An 18,740-nucleotide genomic window follows, 5' to 3' on the forward strand; every position below is an offset into this window, starting at 1 on the left:
AGAATTTCATCAGCGTAGCAAGATAACTTATAAATTCTATATCCAACACGAAGTGAATCAGGAAGCAGCCCTTTTTGAACACGCACTTTAAGCCAAATATTCAAATAATATCGTTTTGTCCGCCTGCTGCAGGGAAACTCTCAGCCGGTCTCCGTTCTTCAGCTCGGTCCCATTCGTTGCATCCAGAGCGCGTCCGGACTTTTCGATTACAGCTGAAGAATTGTTCTTAAGTATAATGCGGTCGTTCTTGCCTGGCATGAACAGGATTTTCTCGGTCTCCTTCAGTTCCGGAGCAAGCTGCAGAAGCTGATGCAGATTGAACTTCCCTTTGAACGAAGCCAGCTTCTTGTATTGCGGAAAGGTCTTCTCGCCGGTGTTCTCATCCCTGATCTCGATCACGATCTGACCGACAAACCCTTTATTCGCTTTCTTAATTGCGCCGAGTATGAAATATGCAGCCGCTCCAACAATGAGCAGCGCCGCGATGCCAATGATTACGGGCCATATTGGAAAAGGTTTCGTTTCCTCGCCCGCGGTCATCTCCTTCCCGCCGCTTCCGGAGCCGGAGGCTGCCGCCTTCGCACTAATCTTCACAGGCGCGCTTTCGCGGTAAAAGCTCTGCTCCTCCGCCCGTACCCTCAGCTCGTAGTCGTGCTTCTGCGGAATCTTGTAACTCCCTTCAAAGCTGCCGCCTTTGTTCTCAAGGTCGACCTCCGACTCGTCCCCGGTGTCCAAGTCCTTAACCAACAGCTTGGCCGTCATATTGCCGTACTGTTCCTGGTCCTGCAGCTTTTGTCCATTGCTGACAAGGTACGCGTTAATGTCAATCGTATCCCCTGCCTTTACCTTAGAAGATGGGGGAGGATCCATGGTCAGCTCCAGATCGTAGTTGAATACGAGGTTAATGTCGATTTTGTCTTTAGATACGCCTTTTACGTGCAGCTTCCAATCGCCTTGCTGCGGCTTCAGCAGCTTGAGCAGCGAATAGGAATTGGAAGTGGATCGCAGTACATTGGCCGAAGGAATCGTTTGCTCAGCTCCGGCGGGATCGACAAGCTTCACGTCGACGGGGCTGGAGGACATAATGGAAATATTCGCCTCCAGCACGTTCGCATTCGGCACATGAACCGTAACTTCCTGATAGGTTCCGTTGCCGGTAATCGATTGTACCGGAACGATCTTAAGCTGCTGGTGGCTGGCAAAAATCTCGCTTAATATTTGCGGAAGGTCATCCGCCGAACTGGTCGTAAAGGATTTGCCCCCCGTTTGGTTGGCCAATTCAGCCAACGATTCTTTATTTAGCTTCCCGTCGGCATTCAGCCCAATCGTATAGATCGGGATGCCGCTTCCCTTAGCCTCCTTGACGGCTTGGGCTAAATCTTCTGAAGCCTCCTGGCTCGTCTTGCCTGTGTTAGGATCCAGGTCATTGTTACCGTCGGCCAGAACAACGATCATCGGCGCATGCGCCGGGTCCATTCCCTGCTTCAGCACTTTTACGGCTTCATCGAGACCTACGGACATATCCGTGTACGGACCGCGATCCAACTGATCAATAAACTGCTTCAGCGCGGTCTTATCTGCCTCCGACTGAATTTCAAGCAGCGCTTTCTCCCGCTGAATCCGATCGGTATAGGAAACGACGCCGACCTTGTCGCCTGTGGTGGCCAGCATGTCGATAAACATCTTCATCGCTTCGCTGCTGATCCTCTCCGGATCACTGTTTTTCATCGAGTTGCTGGCATCCATCACCAGTACGGCATCAATCTTGGAACCTTGCGAAGCAGCCATTGCCTGAGGCATGGTTCCTCCGCTCCAGGTCAGGATCAGTAGTACCGCTACCATCAAAGAGAGCAGCCATTTATTTTTACGTAACATTGAATTACTCCTTCATCCATTTAGTCTAGCATCAGGTGGATGCCTCGGTTCAATTGTCAGACCATTAGTCTAACTGTAGGCAATAAGTCTTAAAATTACATGAAAGAAAGCTTAAAAAACAGTAACGGGAGCATCCATTTCTCTGGTGTATTTATATAGAAAATACCATGCTAATCACTAAAATATACCAGCACTATGTCCATATGATATAATTATACCTGCCAAAGTTCAACATCATCAGTCGTATCACCCGGACTTAGGACACAAGGCTCACCCGCCATTTTCGAACAAATACGATGCCGAGAGGAATAGATATATGATTACATACGGATGTCTCGGGATTTTGTTTCTTTTTGTCATCATTAAGATCACGGCCTACTTCAAGCGTAAGAAGAACGCCCCGACACCGGAGCAGCTGCATCAGACTCTGCTTGAAGTTGCCAACTCAGAGAGGGAACAGCATGGATAAGAAAAAGCCCGTACAACTTCGTCCCTATAATAAAACGAGATATGTCTACCAAAAGTTAAGGGTTTGCAAACATTGCCACAATTTCACGATTCTTTGGGAAGACAGCTGTGCTTACTGTAAACGGAACGCCCTTGTCCCTGTGATGGAACTTGCAGAGAAAATGGCCAAGCGTTCCATGCAGAGTGACCGACTTCTCTTCTACATTATAGGGCTCTCTGCCGTACTTCTTAGTCAGACCTTCTTGCAGATCGTGATCTCCTTTGCTTGTATGGTGGTCCTGCTCGCATGGTTATGGCTGATCCAGCGGCGAGTGCTGCATTCCGAGACCCTGTACGCTCTGAACAAGCTTATAAGATCTCATCAAAAACAGATTCATGAGGGCCTGGATCTGAACAAAGCAACGGCTTCTGCCGCCATCAAGGAAGATGCCCAACTAGGGTATGAAATCGTCAGGGAAATTGCCTCCTTGGTTCGGAATGACCGCATCCGTCTGCAGCAGATCGTTCTCCTGCAAAGCTTCAGCTTGCGCAAGGATATGGAGCTTGAACTCGAACCGCTATTGCTGGATGAGTTTGATCCGGACCTGGCTGCCTATATCGGTGAAATTGCCAAAATTAAACGAGAGTTGATTAACAGCAAAGCGATCCAATACCTGCTCGAACATGAATCCAGCATTTTACGGATGGAGCAAGGCAGGCAGATTATGATCGACGCCGCCGGGGCAGCGGTACGGAAGAAAAAATATATCGATACGTTCCCTGATTTTATTAGCCGCTATGCGGATGGATTGCCGAGATATCGCTTCCTCCGCTTGTATCAGATCGTACGCCGCAATCCCGGCTTGTCATGGAACGGACTACGGGACCGGGTATCGGCCATTTATAATGAACACTACCGCTCGGACCCTGATTTTCAAAAATGGGATTAGAGGGGCTATACCGTTATGACGATGAGAAACACGCTAACCCTGCGTAATTTGTATCTTTTTTTATGTATAGTCCTTCTGCTGCTGATCGGGTATAAGGGAATTCATATCTATCAGAAAATCGAATCGATGGCACAAGCAGAATTATTGTATGCTCAGAAGAAGCTTGTTCAGGCAGAAGAATGGTATCAGAAGGCGCGAAATAACCGTTCCCTTCTATATAAAGAAAAGCTGCTTGCCTCAAGACTGCAAGAGCTTGAACCCATCACTTCTATGAAGCAGAGCCTTTCCTCGCTTGATCATCGATTGAGCCGTGTCGGGGAAGCAGGCGATTTCTCCGGCTTCATGAACGTATATGCTGAATTGCTTGATACAGAACAGAAACTGGCGGGTCAACAAGGAGTTTATGCTTCCTACTACGATGAAATTGCTGCGTTCTACGGAATCCCCGACGATGTGAACCGGATATTCCTGCAGTTCATTGGTTTGTTTAACCGCCGGGCCGATGAGCTGCTTGAAGAGTTGCAGTATGACGACAACAGTTTCAAATGGAATTTGCTCCGCATTCCGGATACATTCTATGGCGGGGAGAAGCAGAAGAATGAGAAGCTGCTCCGTCTGTTCCAGCGTTATGACGAAATGGTCCTGACTCGTCTGGCAGGAGCCGGACAGTATACGGATCTGCTGAATTGGTCACATGCCATGAGTTCCGAGTATGCCAGCCGATCGCTGCCGGCTGCCTGGTTGAATGGCAAGACAGATGAACTTGTGTATACCATGCTGCAAAAGGATGTCCAGCGAGAACGGCCCTCCGATTTTGTTTCGCACGCCATGGGGTATAGAGACTATCTGGACCGAAGCGGTCTGAAGAACGCTACAATCATGGAATATATTCAGAACCAGATAAAGCGGTGGATCGCGACGGCTGATGGAATGGTACAGAGCCAGAACTACGAGGAAGCGGTAGCACTTTATGAAGCGCTGTCGGAGTACCAGGATATGAACGGTAAACTGCAAGCTGCCAAACTGGCCTGGACGATCCACGATCCGATTCGTTTGTTCCAAACGGCTGGTCTGAAAGGCAGCTTCAGCTATGTAAGCGGAGGCGGGAATCGTTTCGGAGGGTTGGCCTATGCCATTGGAGTCGATAAAGGGAATATCATCTATTTAGCGGTCTTAAAGAATGATGAAACGGTGCAATTATTCCAAAACCGTGATTACCCGTCCGATATCGCCATCCAACAGGTTTCAGTCGAGGAATCGCTTAGCACCGCGATGAATCCGGTTATCCTAGTGGAGGGCGACGCGGGGACCGGTCTGATATTGTATTCAGGCTATGAAGCCAGAGATGCCAACCTGACGCCGCTGTTCCAGTTTACGGCCAAAGACTATCAGGTGCAGCCGGATAAGTCTATACTGGTCACCAATCTAGAAGGAGTAAGCCCGGACGAGATCGCCATCTTCGAGCGTCAGGGAGACCAATATGGATTCACAGGGTATCAGGTCCAGTATACCGACATCGATATTGCTAATATCGAGAGATATCCGACTGAGAAGGTACGCTTCTCAGTCCATATCCCGGAAGGTGGCTATGGTGAGGTCTTAGCTGAACGCAATGGATACCATGTCATCTTAAAAGGAGACCTGGATCTCCCTGCTGGGACCGCGATCCTAATCGGAACATTCAGCGGCGAGTATCAGCAGCTGGAGATACCGGGCAGCCAACCACCTGCGGCTCTGGACCCTGCCGAACCGGAGACCCGACAAGTTGGTGGAGATATCATGGATGAAGCCGAGAATCCAAGCGATCCCTCCACTACCGAGGAGATCAATCCGGAGAATGTCCAACAAGATAAAAGCGATAATGGTGACAGCACCGGTTCCGGTCAGCTCACTCAGGTGCCTGTCATTCAGGTGGAATCGATTGAGTAAGTATAACGAAAGGCTACGCCCCTTATCACCAGGGGCGTAGCCTTTCTATTTTTCCGAAATTGTGAATCTGAATCTATTTCGCTGATAGACTGGTTCATTAACACCGAGATCGGAATGGCTTTTGGGACAGCCCCTCTAATCCTTTAACTGATAGAAAACCTGTTCAATTTTGCCTCAGTACCAAGCATGACAGTGTTAAGCTCATTCCCTCGGCTATCTTGTCCCCTTCTGAAATAGAGACTGCGTAAGAAATTCTTGCTGTTCACGCGAGCAATCACCTGACTGCGACTTCTCGGCAAATTGCAGCATTGCGCTAAGCCGCTAATCCAATCACCGATTTCTTGATGTGGAAGTAACTCTTTGTCAATCATCATATCCACGATGTTGACCAACCGCTCATCATCCTCATCGCTAAAAATGTGTCTACCATTATGAAGAATGCCAGAAATAGCAATAAGAACCTCACGCAGCCGTGCGACGTTGCTCTCCTCGCACTGCACCAGCTCGACAAAAACATCCGCACCGTGAGACGCGCCGTGAGCCCAGCCTCCTACTGAAAGGTAACCTCGCAGATCCTTCTCCTCTTTATAATAACGGAGCATGGCATGCATTAATTGCTCAATTTCCGCTTGATTGAAAAATGGATTCTGTCTGTGGCGTTGCACAATCAAAGCGATAGGCAAAGCAGAGAACGTCCTTGTAAAAACGGACTGATCATCCTCGCTGCCAATATTATAGAACAAATGGTTCTCATCAGTCAGAACAGTTAAGAGGCTACGCAATTCCTCTCCACTGAACCTATTCTCCTCCTTAATCCACATATAAAACATCGGATAGATCAGGTTATCCCGTAATTCTGGCTGAGGATCGCCAATATATTGAAGTAACAAAGGCAAAAAATCTTGATGCTGCTCACCTTCGCGTAACTGATACTCATCCTTCTCAATTCTTTGCAAATCCAGCATCAATTTGGCCCTTGTATCGCTCATTTCCCCATCCCTCTCATCATTCGTTCTATTCGGTCGATTGTTTTTCAAATACTCCTAAAACTATTATATTTATAAAGTTTTTGCAATCTTATTTTTACTCCTGTTTCATGAGCTGTAATTAACCTTTGACTCTACTTTAAGTCATCAATAAGTATTATTTCCGATAATATCCAAAGCGAAATCATTTTATCTCTTTTCACTTCACGCCTTACTGCAATACCGGTCCCTCGACCTTGTTTAATCCACTGTTCAATCTCGGATGTTCTTTTTCTTTTCGACATAAAAAAACCCCTTTAGATAATCAAATCTAAAGGGGTAAAACGGTGCATCTTTATCTCAAATCTACATTAAGCTTATTTCCCCGCTCCCTACCTCACTCCACCGTAACACTCTTCGCCAGGTTACGCGGCTTATCCACATCGTTGCCACGGGCAAGCGATGCGTAGTAGGCTAGAAGTTGCAGCGGTACGACAGACAAAGCTGCCGTCAAAATTGGCAAGGTCTTCGGAATGGCGAAGGCTTGATCCACGGATTTCAGCAGGCCGGCCACTTGCTCTTCATGCGTAATGGCCATTACTTCGGCGCCGCGGGCCTTCACTTCCTTGATGTTGCTCACCGTTTTCTCCAGAACTGCTTCCTGGGTTGCCAAGGCAATAACGGGAATTCCCTCTTCAATCAGGGCTAGCGTGCCATGCTTCAGTTCGCCGGCAGCGTAGGCCTCGGAATGAATGTAAGAGATCTCTTTGAGCTTCAGGGAGCCTTCCTGGGCTACGGCGTAGTCTTGACCACGGCCGATGAAGAACAGGTTCTCATGCTCCGCAATTTGCTCGGCATATCCCTTGATCGATTCTGCGTTGGTCAGCATGGACTCTACCTGTTCAGGCAGTGCTTCCATCGCTGCAATCACTTCAGCAACAGCGTCTTCTGTCATCGTATCGCGTACTTGAGCAAGATACAGACCAAACAGATAGAACGCAATCAACTGAGAAGTATAGGCTTTCGTGGATGCTACGGCGATCTCTGGGCCAGCCAGGGTGCCGAGCACATCGTTGGCTTCACGGGCAATCGAGCTGCCCACCACATTCGTGATGGCCAGGACATGAGCGCCATGGCTCTGTGCTTCACGAAGCGCAGCCAGGGTATCTGCTGTCTCACCGGACTGGCTTACAACGATGACAAGAGTCTCGGGTGTAACGATCGGCGAACGGTAACGGTACTCGGATGCTACGTCATTTTCAACCGGAATGCGTACCATCTCTTCGATCACGCTGCGTCCCACAAGTCCGGCATGGTAAGCCGTACCGCAAGCCACAATCTGCACATTGCGAATGTTCCTAATCTGTTCATGTGTCAGTTTCAGCTCAGGCAGAACGACTTTGCGTCCGCTCTCATCCACACGGCCCAGCATCGTATCGCGGTATGCTTTTGGCTGCTCGTGGATCTCCTTCAGCATGAAGTGATCGAATCCGCCTTTTTCCGCTGTAACGGCATCCCAATCGACACGAATCATTTCCCGAGAAATAAAGTTCCCCTCAATGGTCATTAATTCGACAGCATCTGCCGTCAGCAGCGCCATCTCTCCATCGTTGAGAATATAAACGTTACGCGTATATTTCAAAATAGCCGGAATATCAGAACCGATGAAGTTCTCTCCTTCGCCAAGACCGATAATAAGCGGGCTTGCTTGACGCACAGCCACCAATCGATCCGGCTCATACTCAGTCAAGACGCCAAGGGCGAATGCGCCTCTCATGTAAGAGATCGCCTTCTGCACAGCCTTAACGATATCTCCATCATATTCGCGGGCAATGAGATGGGAAATAACTTCCGTATCGGTCTCCGAAGCAAATTGGTGTCCTTGGCTGATCAGCTCTTCCTTCAGCTCTAGATAGTTCTCAACGATCCCGTTGTGAACAACAGAGAACTTCTGGCTTTCGTCCGTATGCGGATGCGAATTCACGTCTGACGGCCGGCCATGCGTAGCCCAGCGGGTATGACCGATGCCTGCAGTTCCCACAAGTGGGGCAGACTCCAGTCTCTCCTCCAGATTGGTCAGACGCCCTTGCGCCTTGGCCACACGCAGACCTTCATTCGTAAAGACGGCAATCCCCGCTGAATCGTATCCGCGATACTCCAGCTTTCTCAATCCCTCGATCAACACCGCTTGCGTTTTCTGATTTCCAATATATCCGACAATACCACACATAGTATGATTCCTCCGTTCGATTTCCCTATAATAGTAGGCGGAAATAGAACACGGCAGCATCTGTGCGGTATCAGGAAAGAAGAATGATCTATTCAATTATCAACGTTCAAAAAATCCAGCATGATATAGGCTGCTCAGTTGAACAGACATGAATGCACTCTTCTTCCACCGCGCTGTCGCATTCTAAATCGCACATTCATGTTTTGTATATTAGTGTGTTAAAAGCACCTGCGGATACGTTGTAAGAACGGTCGCCCATTCCTTTTCCGTGATTCGCTTACGGTTGGTGCATAACCGAGAGGTCCCCGCCGAATAATCCGAACACCTCTACCTCGTCAACTTGCGTTCTGCCGTTTGGTTATCCCTATCGTAGCAATAACCAATCCCCGCGCAGATACAAGCTCTGGCGCTTATGAAGCTTGAAGTAACCTCACAATCCTCGCTTTCTATTCTTGAATGACATCCTTTATTATATTCATGCCTTATCACTTTGGCAACTCAGCTGCTTCTTAGGAGATCCAAGCCCTGCGTATAATTAACCCCATGAATGACATCGAATGACCTATCTTCTCAAGCGATGCTGTAAACCACCCTCTTTGCTGGCAGGACAAGGGGTATTGCGCTTTCATTCGGCTGGCTTCATGAAAAGCAGCAGGCCAGTGAACCGCATCCGCATAGTTCACTGGCCCTGACAAAAATTAGTCTGCTTTCCTTGAAAAATACACCCTTAGTCTTACGCCAATTCCCGTTTCACCACGTCTGCAATCTGCGTTACATAACGGTCGAGCTCTTCTTTGTCTGGGCCTTCCGCCATGACGCGAATGAGGGATTCCGTTCCCGATGGGCGAACCAGGACACGTCCGTTATCACCCAGAATGCCTTCAACTTCAGCAATCGCAGACTCAATAACGGTATTGCCTTGGTATTTGCTCTTATCGCCAACACGAACATTAACCAGCACTTGCGGATACTTGCGCATGCTGCTCTTCAGCTCATGCAGTGCCTTGCCGGAAGCTACCAACGTATCCACCAATTGAATCCCTGTGAGAATTCCATCCCCTGTGGTGTTGTGATCCAGGAAAATCACATGTCCCGATTGCTCTCCACCCAGGTTATATCCGCCACGGCGCATTTCTTCCATGACATAGCGGTCGCCGACTGCGGTTTTGGCCGTTTTCAGCTTCAAGCTGTCACACGCTTTATAGAAACCGATGTTACTCATAACCGTCGAAACGATCGTACCTGCCTTCAGCTTGCCGGCACGGTTCATGGCATCACCGCAAATACACAGAATGAAATCGCCGTCCACTTCCTCGCCTTTTGCGTCAATCGCAATCAGGCGATCCGCATCTCCGTCAAAAGCCAGACCGAGGTCAGCGCCATGCTGGAGTACAGCCTCGACGAGTTTCTCCGGATGAGTCGATCCGCAGTGATCATTGATATTCAGGCCATTCGGCTCAGCGCCGATGGTGATCACATCCGAACCCAATTCACGGAAAAGCTTCGGAGCCAGCTCATAAGCTGCGCCATTTGCGCAATCCAGTACGATTTTCAGACCGTCAAACCGGTTATCGACCGTCGTTTTCAAATATTCCAGGTATTTATATTTAGATTCGTTATCAATCAACAATTCACCTAAATCAGCCCCGATTGGTCGCGGCAGATTATCTGTTTCCGCATCCATCAGCTCTTCAATCTTAAGCTCAGTCTCATCCGACAGCTTGAAGCCGTCTCCACCGAAGAACTTGATACCGTTATCTTGTACCGGGTTATGTGAAGCCGAGATCATAACACCCGCATCAGCCTTCAATAGTCTTGTGATGTACGCCACCGCTGGTGTACTTACGACACCCAGACGAATGACGTGTGCACCGATGGACAGCAGGCCTGCAACCAAAGCCGACTCCAGCATAGCCCCCGATACGCGGGTATCCATACCGATAATGACGGTTGGCTTCTCTTTATCGCCAGTGAGCACATAGCCGCCGCAGCGGCCGATGCTATAAGCCATTTCCGCTGTCAGTTCTTGATTCGCAACTCCTCTTACTCCATCTGTACCAAAATATTTCCCCATGTTTTATATACTCCTTTATCTACTCTTCGTTATTATCCATCATTGGACGTTTCTGATCCCGTTGCTCCATCATTCGATCCGTCTCCGGGCGGATGTGATGGGTTTTCTCCTGATCCGGTGTTATCCGTTTCCTCATGAGTAGGAGGCGTTTCCGGAGTCTCCCCCTGATCAGTGCCTGTTCCTGTTCCTGTTCCGGATCCCGTTCCTGGTGAAACAGGCTTGTCTGTGTCCGTTCCCTCATTCTTCGAGCTGTCCGGCTCCGTTGTCACGGGCTTGGAGTTATCCTTGAGCTCTACCTTAATAACGGGACGTTCCTGATCCGTACGGCTAATAAAATTAGGTAGTGTGATCTGCAGCGGAATTTCGTGAACGCCAGCTTTCATACCAGTTGCATTCGCTTCGGCTCCGATATCTGTAGGTTCCAGACTATTAAGCAAGTCAGGCGCTCCGGTGAGCGTTAAAGATATTGTCTGCGTCTTTGGATCCGTAATAACAGCATCCAGGCCGGAGGCAACCCCTTTTAACGTTATCGGAATACCTGTAATCAACCGTTCACCATGCGATACAGCCGTAACATCCACCGTTACAGAGCTCGGCTCGATTTTCTCAAAACCTTCAGGCGGCGTCAAGTCGGCCGTAAGCACTGTTGTTCCCGAATTTCTAACTTCTCCCAGATTGATCGTAGCTTCGATATAGGTCTTAGCTCCTGCAAGCGCCTCTTTACTGCCAAACAGCTTCACTTCTTTTACCTTCTGCTCCACCTTGGATAGGACAAACCCTTCTGGCAGCCGTCCCGTGTATTGAAGCTCCAGCGGTAGGGTGACAAATGCAGGCTCAATCGGCACTTCAGCTGCTACTGTAGCAGGCTCAATGACAGCGTCTTCCATGGCGTTGCCTTCTTTATCATATGCTGTAAGTTTGACTCGTTTCTCCGTAATCTTCTCTTTGGCACCATCAAGCTCCACATTACCTTTGACCTGCCCCAGATTCGCCATTGACGATTCAGGCAGGGTAACCGTGACTTGCCTTGGGTCAATCAGCACGGGTGTTCCGGCACGGTAATCTTTAGCAGGCTCGCCTTTGGTTCCAATACTTACCGTCACGGATTTCGACACTCTCGGTTCAACCGTCACCGTAACCGCAGATGGCTCCATCGATACCATCTCCACGCCACTCGGGATGGAGTAGGTTAGCGGAAGTGTGTGTGTACCCGGTTCTCTGACTTTGCTCAAATCAAGCTTCACCTTATAGTCGTCGGTCAAAAGCGAGATATTGGATTTCTTTCCCCGAACTTCGAGATTTACGCGGTCCTTATCAATACCCGTTAACGCATATTCGCTGTCATCAAATCCATAAGTCTGAATCTTAACGCCTGCAATGACTTTGGTATCATAAAAAGTGGTTGGCGGGGCAGGCGCTCCGCTGTCCATATGAACCATCGCCCACAATAAAATACTGACAGCGAGTGCAATGAGCTTGCTTGCCGTGTTGTTCTTGATCCATTTATCCATTGCTGCCGTCCCCCTTCCGTTTCCAGAAGAACGTGCGTTTCTCCTTGATGGACGCGGCAGGCCTGAGCTCCTCATACAATTTGGAGATGAGAGACTCTTCCTTAATATCTCGAACCACTTGTCCATTCAGGGCCAGCGATACTTGCCCAGTCTCCTCGGATACGACAACTGAAATCGCATCCCCCACCTCACTGATTCCGATAGCGGCACGGTGTCTTGTTCCCAGTTCCTTACTGATAAAAGGGTTCTCTGATAGCGGCAAATAACAGCCGGCAGCTGCAATTTGAGCGTTCTGAATAATGACAGCTCCGTCATGGAGCGGTGTGTTCGGTATAAAAATATTAATAAACAATTCCGAGCTGATCACTGATCTCATCGGAATTCCTGATTCTACATACTCATTCAGTCCCGTCGTCCGCTCAAAGACAATCAGAGCCCCTATTTTGCGCCGCGATAAATAATTAACCGCCTTAATGGTTTCGCTAATTAACTTATTGGTCTCCTCGTCAATATCCGATGTCCGCCCAAACAGCTTACCTCGTCCGAGCTGCTCCAGACCACGTCTGAGCTCCGGCTGGAAGATGATAAAGACCGCCAACACCCCGAATGTAAAAATCTGATTCATCAGCCACTTTAGCGTGTACAGATCAAACCAGGTGCTAAGCGCCCAGATGACCACCAGCACCAAAATCCCTTTGAGGAGTTGGACCGCCCGCGTACCGCGGACGAGCAGTATCATCTGGTATATTATATAAGTAACGATAAGGATATCGATGATATCTTTAATGGTTTCACCCCAGGTCATATCTGTGAAATACTCCATACAGCAACCCCCGTCATTTCCTTTAAGTGCGGGCCCAAAAAATCCGGTTCCTCGAAAATGAACGCTTAACGATTCGACTACCGAACCAGCTCTTCATTTTCCTTCTGATCACACGGGAACTTTTTGAACTTCCTTTTTAATAACGCATGCGACTCATATATGTAGTATGTGCTCTACACTCTCTAGGTTATAACGTTAATCTTTCCGATGCAAGCGGACGCTCTCTGCTTTCCATGAAAAAGATCATAAATCAACAAAAGAAGCGCCATCTTTTCACTGAAAAGAGGCGCTTTTATCAGTAGGCTTCAGGTTTCACCTAGCGGTAAGCGGCATCTGTAAACAGAGTGGAGATCTTGTACCATATCCAATCCATCGCCCGATCTATGTCCTTCACTTGACCTGCTATATGTGAGGTGGAAGCCTGAAATAATTCTCCGTCAATGACGGTCACATTGCCATTCACTTGACCGTAGACCTTAGTCTTTCCATTCTCGACTGTAATATCTCCCGTGATGATTTGATCCGGAGGAATAATGACGGTATCTCCTTCAATCACCAGCTTTTCGAATTCATCACTCTTTACAACCAGCTGAGTATCCTGACTCCAGAAACTGATTGTGCTAAAGAGCATGACAACCAAAAACAAAGCTGCAGCCGTGAGCGCAGGATGATTCCTAACCCATTTGACCCAAGCCTTTTGTCTCTTGGGCTGCGGCAGCATACCCATTATACGTTCCGTTAAATCATCAGATGGCTTGGTCGCATGATGAGTTAAGGAATAAAGAAGCATATCGGTATGCTCCAGCTTCTCGAAGTAATTCCGACAGTCAGCACAATCCAACAAATGCTTCTGCAATTCCAGCTGTTGTGGGTCGGACAAGTCATTATCCAGATAATCATGCATCAAAGAGACGGCTAATTTGCAATCCATTTGTGAGCCAATCCTTTCATTCAATCTCTTTGCTGGGTCTATTCCCACGTAGGGGCATAAGACTTGCTTATTGTTCATACGTGCCGGAATCGGGGATGTTTCAACTTTTTTTAAAGAAAATCAGAAAAAAACTGCGGATACCGACTTTTTGGCATCGCAAGAAAAAAGCGCCCTTAAACGCGGTCTCTCTTCCTCAAAGAACGGCGATAGGCGTTTTTTTCTCACAATTTGTACTCTAATTTTTTACGCAAAAATTCGCGTCCACGATGTACTCGCGTTTTGATCGTTGTTACAGGCAAGTCCAAAATCTCGCTGATCTCCTGCAGGGATAAATCCTGGATGTACCTTAGAATCATGATTGTCTTGTACTTGGCAGGAAGTCCGTCAATCGCCGTATGAATGATGCGCTGTGTCTCGGATAGCAGCATTTCACTCTCAGGTGTACGGTTATCGCTCGGGATCAGGGAGTAGCCGTCCATGCCTTCGCTTTCATTCAGGTCGGCGTCCAGCGAGAAAGACGGCTTGCGTTTGCGCAGCCGATCAATGCTAAGATTTGTACCAATTCGGTATATCCAAGTGGAGAACTTCTGATTCTCGTCGTATCGATCAAGGTTTTTATATACACGCAAAAAAGTCTCTTGTACGACATCCTCCGCCTCATGACGGTTACTGAGCATCCGGTAAGCCAAATGAAAAATCTTATCTTTATAAAGTTCTACGATTTCAGCAAAAGCTCTTTGGTCCCCTTTTCGGGCCAGCTTCGCCAGTCTTACATCCAAATTGTCCACCATAATTCCCCCAGAATGGTCTGATGGGTAACGTCTAAAAAAGCATCATTCAAATCGTAATTCAACTGTTTCTAAAAATCAACAATAATTCAAAAAGAATCCCTTTTCCCTATCAAAGACCATTACGTTGCAGCCGATACTCTAATCATCAGAGGTTATGCTGCTCATTGATGAAAAAAACGAGGCTCCTTTAGGGAACCTCGCCTTATACTATCCCTTTCAAACAGCTTTGTTATCCTGCAAGGATCAACCTGTATTACGAAGCCCTGCCGCAATACCGTTGATGGTCAGCAGCACTTCCCGAAGCAGATCCGGATCGTCCTGCTCCTGCTCCCTCAGTTCGCGCAGCTCGTTAAGCAGTTGGACTTGCAAATAACTGAGCGGATCCACGTAAGGGTTACGGAGTCGAATCGATTCCTGTAGGACTGGCTGGTTATCCAGAATATCCTGCTGTCCCGTAATCTTAAGAACAAGCTCTTTCGTCAGGTTGAATTCTTCCTGAATCAGACCGAAGATACGTTCGCGGGCTTGATCATCCTTCGTCATCAAAGAATACTCTTTGGCGATGATCAGATCAGCCTTGGCAAGAGCCATCTGAAGGGTATCGATCAGCGACGTAAAGAACGGATAGCTCGTGTACATCTTCTGAAGCACCTTCATATTCTCTTCCTTGCCCTGGTAGAAGCTCTGTAAGCCCGTACCAGCCGCGTACCATGCAGGAAGCAGGTAACGGCTCTGAGTCCACGCAAACACCCAAGGGATGGCTCTGAGGTCCTCAAAACGGTCACTGTTCTTACGCTTGGATGGTCGGGAGCCAATATTCAGCTCTCCCACCTCAGGAAGCGGCGTGGATTCCTTGAAGAAGCTCAGGAAATCCGGATCACGGAAGATCAGATCCTGATATTTTTTCTGTGAAGCGGCCGAGATCCTCGAGGAAATCTCTTCCCACTCTTTTTCAGTCGATTCTTTTTCAGGGTAACGGGCATTAAGAGAAGCCGTTATAAGTGCTGAAGTCGCCTGGTCCAAACTGCGGTAGGCGATTCCCTTCAAGGAGTAACGGGAAGAAATAACTTCGCCTTGCTCCGTGATTTTGATGCCGCCCGCAATGGTTGATGCCGGTTGAGCCAAAATGCTGCGGTTCAGAGGCATACCACCGCGCCCAAGCGATCCGCCGCGTCCATGGAAGTATTTCACCTTGATGCCATACTCATTGGCTGCAGTCGTAATATCTTTGAGCGCTACCTGGAGCTCCCAGTTCGCTGTAATGGCTCCGCCGTCCTTATTGCTGTCAGAGTAACCCAGCATAATTTCCTGAAGCTCATTCATGGCGCTAACCGCTTCCCGGTAGATCGGCAGGCTGAAGAGCTTACGCATAATATCAGGTGCGGCATGCAGGTCCTCGATCGTCTCAAACAATGGCGCAGCCTGCAAAGTAGCTATTACAGAACCGTCATTGTCCTTGCGGAAAAGTCCGACTTCTTTGGCAAATACCATCACTTCCAGAATGTCGCTTGCGCCCTCGGACATACTGATCAAATAACTTGAAATACATTTCACGCCGAACTCCTGCTGCGCACGGAATACGGTACGGTATACTTCAAGGCATTCTTCGGTGCTGTCGCTGTACTCTTGATAAGGCGTAGTCAACGGACGAGGATCGTTAAGCAAGTTATTAAGCAGCTCGATCTTCTCATCTTCACTTAATTGGGCATAATCCTGAGTCACGTTCATTTTACGAAGAATTTCGGCCATGGCATTTTCATGCTCTTGGCTATGCTGTCTGATATCCAGCGTTGCTGTATGGAAACCAAACAACTCCGCCTGACGAATCAGTTTTTGAATATACGTGTCTGCAACATAGTCAGCAAAATGGAAACGCAAGCTTCGATCAATGATATTCAAGTCTTCGATAAATTCCTCAGGGGACTGATAACGCTCGCCACCAGTCATGTTCTCATCAAGAATATGACTCATTTTAGCCAACATATATACCAGTTTTACACGATAAGGCTCTTTCTCATTGTGCCAAATTTCCATCTTCTTCAGTGTTACATGCTCGCGGTCTTTTTCAATGGATTGAAGCAATTCATCCGAAACGCTCACGATCGATGAGCTGAAGCTGAGGTATTTCATGAATTCACGCAAAATCCGCTGGTATTCACGAATCGCTAGCTTCCGCTGCATTTCAAGCGTTCTCCATGTTACGTCCGCCGTCACTGAAGGATTTCCGTCCCGATCGCCACCGATCCACGAACCGAAACGCAAATAGGTTGGAACGTGCCAATGGTGACCCGGATAATATTTACTTAGGCAGCGCTCCAGTTCTTGATAAACCTCTGGCAGAATGTGAAACAGGGTCTCGTGAAAATAATACATACCGTTTCTAACCTCATCAAGAACCGTCGGCTTACGGTCACGAAGCTCGTCGGTTTGCCACAGCGTAATCACTTCATTCAGTAGTTTCTCCCGAAGCTGCTCTCGTTCGCGGAATGTCAGTGTCGGGTTGTCCAGTTGCATCACATCGTCCGCTATCCGTTTATGAATATCCAGAATAGCCCGACGCATCGCTTCTGTTGGATGAGCTGTCATTACCAGCTCAAGGGATAGACTTTCGAGAATTTCTTGAACTTCTTCAAACGTAATATTGCGCTCTTTCAAATCCTGGACCGCACTTTCAATGGAACCTGGTTGAACACTCTCCCCGGCGGAACGCTCGTAATCGCGTTTGCGACGAATGCGATGATTCTGTTCCGCGATATTAACCAATTGAAAATAAATGGCAAACGCGCGAATCACCTGATGGCGAATGTCGGGCTCCAATGTGCTGATGATCCTTTTGAAATCTGCAAACAATTCTGGCAGGAATACGGATCGCAACGATTTACTCGTTTCACGAATTTTCTCAACTATATCTAAAAGCTCATTGCCACCTTGGTGGACCAGAACTTCTCCAAGAATATTGCCAAGGAACCGTACATCCCGCCGCAGCAGATTGTTGGAATTGCTCTTTGCGGTTACTGTAAGTTCAGTCATGCTACTCCTCCCATCTCAACCCGTTTCAGCAGTTTGTCTATAGGACGTAACGCCTTCCTAACATCATACAATAAAAGCGCATGAAAATCTGCATTTTCCAGGCGAAAAAATTAGCCAAATCGACAAAACTAATGATATTGATATACCCATATACCATGGACATTAGTCCTATAAACCTTGACCCAACTATGTTCTTTAGCACATTAACACTTCGCAGGAGAGTCGTATGAATATGTAAAAAAACATCACACACGGTGATGTCCTGCTTATGTATGGAGCGGGTGATGGGAATCGAACCCACGCTACCAGCTTGGAAGGCTGGAGTTCTACCATTGAACTACACCCGCATATGAACCCACAAAAGTGACGCTATGCTTTGGAGCATATTCCGATTACTTTAGTGGAGCCCTACTCTTAAACAAATCGGGATGACACGATTTGAACATGCGACCCCCTGGTCCCAAACCAGGTGCTCTACCAAGCTGAGCTACATCCCGATATTAATCTTTTTTTGAAAAATGGCACGCCCTGAGAGATTCGAACTCCCGACCTTTTGATTCGTAGTCAAACGCTCTATCCAGCTGAGCTAAGGGCGCAAATGGAGCGGACGACGGGAATCGAACCCGCGACCCTCGCCTTGGCAAGGCGATGCTCTACCGCTGAGCCACGTCCGCAAATAATGGTGCGCGTGGAGGGACTTGAACCCCCACGTCAAAGACGCTAGATCCTAAGTCTAGTGCGTCTGCCAATTCCGCCACACGCGCACAAGATGAAACAATGGTGAGCCATGAAGGACTCGAACCTTCGACACCCTGATTAAAAGTCAGGTGCTCTACCAACTGAGCTAATGGCTCGCATTTCAGGCCTCCGAAAAGTATTCGGAATCACCTTCAAAGCTTAACTTCACTTTTTAGGATGAAGTGGCTGGGGATATAGGATTCGAACCTATGCATGACGGAGTCAAAGTCCGTTGCCTTACCGCTTGGCTAATCCCCAAAATCGATGAGTACTTTTATCTTGCCGATTCTCGTTAGAATCATGCATTAAATGGTGGAGGCTGAGGGGATCGAACCCCCGACCCTCTGCTTGTAAGGCAGATGCTCTCCCAGCTGAGCTAAGCCTCCGTATAAACTCACGGGATTCTCATCCCCTGATGCTTTAAATATAGTGGTGACCCGTAGGGG

Annotated in this window: 12 protein-coding genes and 9 tRNA genes (1 of these 21 running past the window's edge); 3 read left to right on the forward strand and 18 right to left on the reverse strand. The window is 48.1% G+C overall.

The genetic code is table 11. The features are described from left to right. Window positions 1-87 precede the first annotated feature (87 nt). The gene (locus NYE54_RS30255) at window positions 88-1,875 is read right to left on the reverse strand and encodes a vWA domain-containing protein (RefSeq protein ID WP_339268279.1); all 1,788 of its coding nucleotides are present in this window, start codon (window positions 1,873-1,875) and stop codon (window positions 88-90) included. Window positions 1,876-2,191: 316 nt separating this feature from the next. On the opposite strand from NYE54_RS30255, the gene NYE54_RS30260 reads away from it, so the two are divergent. The 3 genes from NYE54_RS30260 to NYE54_RS30270 are packed head-to-tail and all read left to right on the forward strand — an operon-like array spanning window position 2,192 to window position 5,201. Then, on the forward strand, window positions 2,192-2,344 hold the full coding sequence (locus tag NYE54_RS30260; protein ID WP_179090714.1) for a hypothetical protein: 153 nt from the start codon (window positions 2,192-2,194) through the stop codon (window positions 2,342-2,344). Then, a complete protein-coding gene (locus NYE54_RS30265; protein ID WP_339268281.1) occupies window positions 2,337-3,272 on the forward strand; it encodes a hypothetical protein in 936 nt (311 codons plus the stop codon). Before NYE54_RS30260 ends, NYE54_RS30265 begins: the two co-directional genes overlap by 8 nt. 15 nt (window positions 3,273-3,287) lie before the next feature. Next, a complete protein-coding gene (locus tag NYE54_RS30270; RefSeq protein ID WP_339268283.1) occupies window positions 3,288-5,201 on the forward strand; it encodes a hypothetical protein in 1,914 nt (637 codons plus the stop codon). A 143-nt stretch (window positions 5,202-5,344) separates the two neighbouring features. On the opposite strand, the gene NYE54_RS30275 is transcribed toward NYE54_RS30270, so the two are convergent. From NYE54_RS30275 to NYE54_RS30355, 17 genes are all read right to left on the reverse strand, one after another. Next, window positions 5,345-6,190 (reverse strand): DUF2785 domain-containing protein, encoded by an 846-nt coding sequence (locus NYE54_RS30275; protein ID WP_339268285.1) that lies wholly within the window; start codon window positions 6,188-6,190, stop codon window positions 5,345-5,347. Between the two features lie 373 nt (window positions 6,191-6,563). After that, window positions 6,564-8,396, reverse strand: coding sequence for a glutamine--fructose-6-phosphate transaminase (isomerizing) (gene glmS / locus NYE54_RS30280; RefSeq protein ID WP_339268287.1), 1,833 nt, complete (start codon window positions 8,394-8,396; stop codon window positions 6,564-6,566). Between the two features lie 733 nt (window positions 8,397-9,129). Further along, complete coding sequence (gene glmM, locus NYE54_RS30285; protein ID WP_339268288.1) at window positions 9,130-10,470, reverse strand: phosphoglucosamine mutase; 1,341 nt, start codon at window positions 10,468-10,470, stop codon at window positions 9,130-9,132. A 32-nt stretch (window positions 10,471-10,502) separates the two neighbouring features. Next, window positions 10,503-11,981, reverse strand: coding sequence for a CdaR family protein (locus NYE54_RS30290; protein WP_339268290.1), 1,479 nt, complete (start codon window positions 11,979-11,981; stop codon window positions 10,503-10,505). Continuing rightward, window positions 11,974-12,804, reverse strand: a complete 831-nt coding sequence (gene cdaA, locus NYE54_RS30295; RefSeq protein ID WP_076325276.1) for a diadenylate cyclase CdaA — start codon at window positions 12,802-12,804, stop codon at window positions 11,974-11,976. Before cdaA ends, NYE54_RS30290 begins: the two co-directional genes overlap by 8 nt. A gap of 316 nt (window positions 12,805-13,120) precedes the next feature. After that, window positions 13,121-13,735, reverse strand: coding sequence for a zf-HC2 domain-containing protein (locus NYE54_RS30300; protein ID WP_076325275.1), 615 nt, complete (start codon window positions 13,733-13,735; stop codon window positions 13,121-13,123). Between the two features lie 221 nt (window positions 13,736-13,956). Then, a complete protein-coding gene (gene sigW / locus NYE54_RS30305; RefSeq protein ID WP_076325274.1) occupies window positions 13,957-14,526 on the reverse strand; it encodes an RNA polymerase sigma factor SigW in 570 nt (189 codons plus the stop codon). A 243-nt stretch (window positions 14,527-14,769) separates the two neighbouring features. Then, the gene (gene ppc, locus NYE54_RS30310) at window positions 14,770-17,556 is read right to left on the reverse strand and encodes a phosphoenolpyruvate carboxylase (RefSeq protein ID WP_339268293.1); all 2,787 of its coding nucleotides are present in this window, start codon (window positions 17,554-17,556) and stop codon (window positions 14,770-14,772) included. A 273-nt stretch (window positions 17,557-17,829) separates the two neighbouring features. Continuing rightward, window positions 17,830-17,903 (reverse strand) — tRNA-Gly (locus tag NYE54_RS30315). A gap of 76 nt (window positions 17,904-17,979) precedes the next feature. Next, window positions 17,980-18,053: transfer RNA gene (locus tag NYE54_RS30320), tRNA-Pro, on the reverse strand. A gap of 22 nt (window positions 18,054-18,075) precedes the next feature. After that, window positions 18,076-18,152: transfer RNA gene (locus NYE54_RS30325), tRNA-Arg, on the reverse strand. A 3-nt stretch (window positions 18,153-18,155) separates the two neighbouring features. Continuing rightward, window positions 18,156-18,230: transfer RNA gene (locus NYE54_RS30330), tRNA-Gly, on the reverse strand. Window positions 18,231-18,236: 6 nt separating this feature from the next. After that, window positions 18,237-18,320, reverse strand: a tRNA-Leu gene (locus tag NYE54_RS30335). A 14-nt stretch (window positions 18,321-18,334) separates the two neighbouring features. Continuing rightward, window positions 18,335-18,410 (reverse strand) — tRNA-Lys (locus NYE54_RS30340). Between the two features lie 67 nt (window positions 18,411-18,477). Then, window positions 18,478-18,552, reverse strand: a tRNA-Gln gene (locus NYE54_RS30345). 52 nt (window positions 18,553-18,604) lie between these two features. Further along, window positions 18,605-18,680: transfer RNA gene (locus tag NYE54_RS30350), tRNA-Val, on the reverse strand. Between the two features lie 44 nt (window positions 18,681-18,724). Continuing rightward, window positions 18,725-18,740: transfer RNA gene (locus NYE54_RS30355), tRNA-Glu, on the reverse strand; it runs 59 nt beyond the window's last position.

Origin of the sequence: Paenibacillus sp. FSL K6-1330 (genome assembly GCF_037976825.1) — a bacterium.
Classification (GTDB): Bacteria; Bacillota; Bacilli; order Paenibacillales; family Paenibacillaceae; genus Paenibacillus_AQ.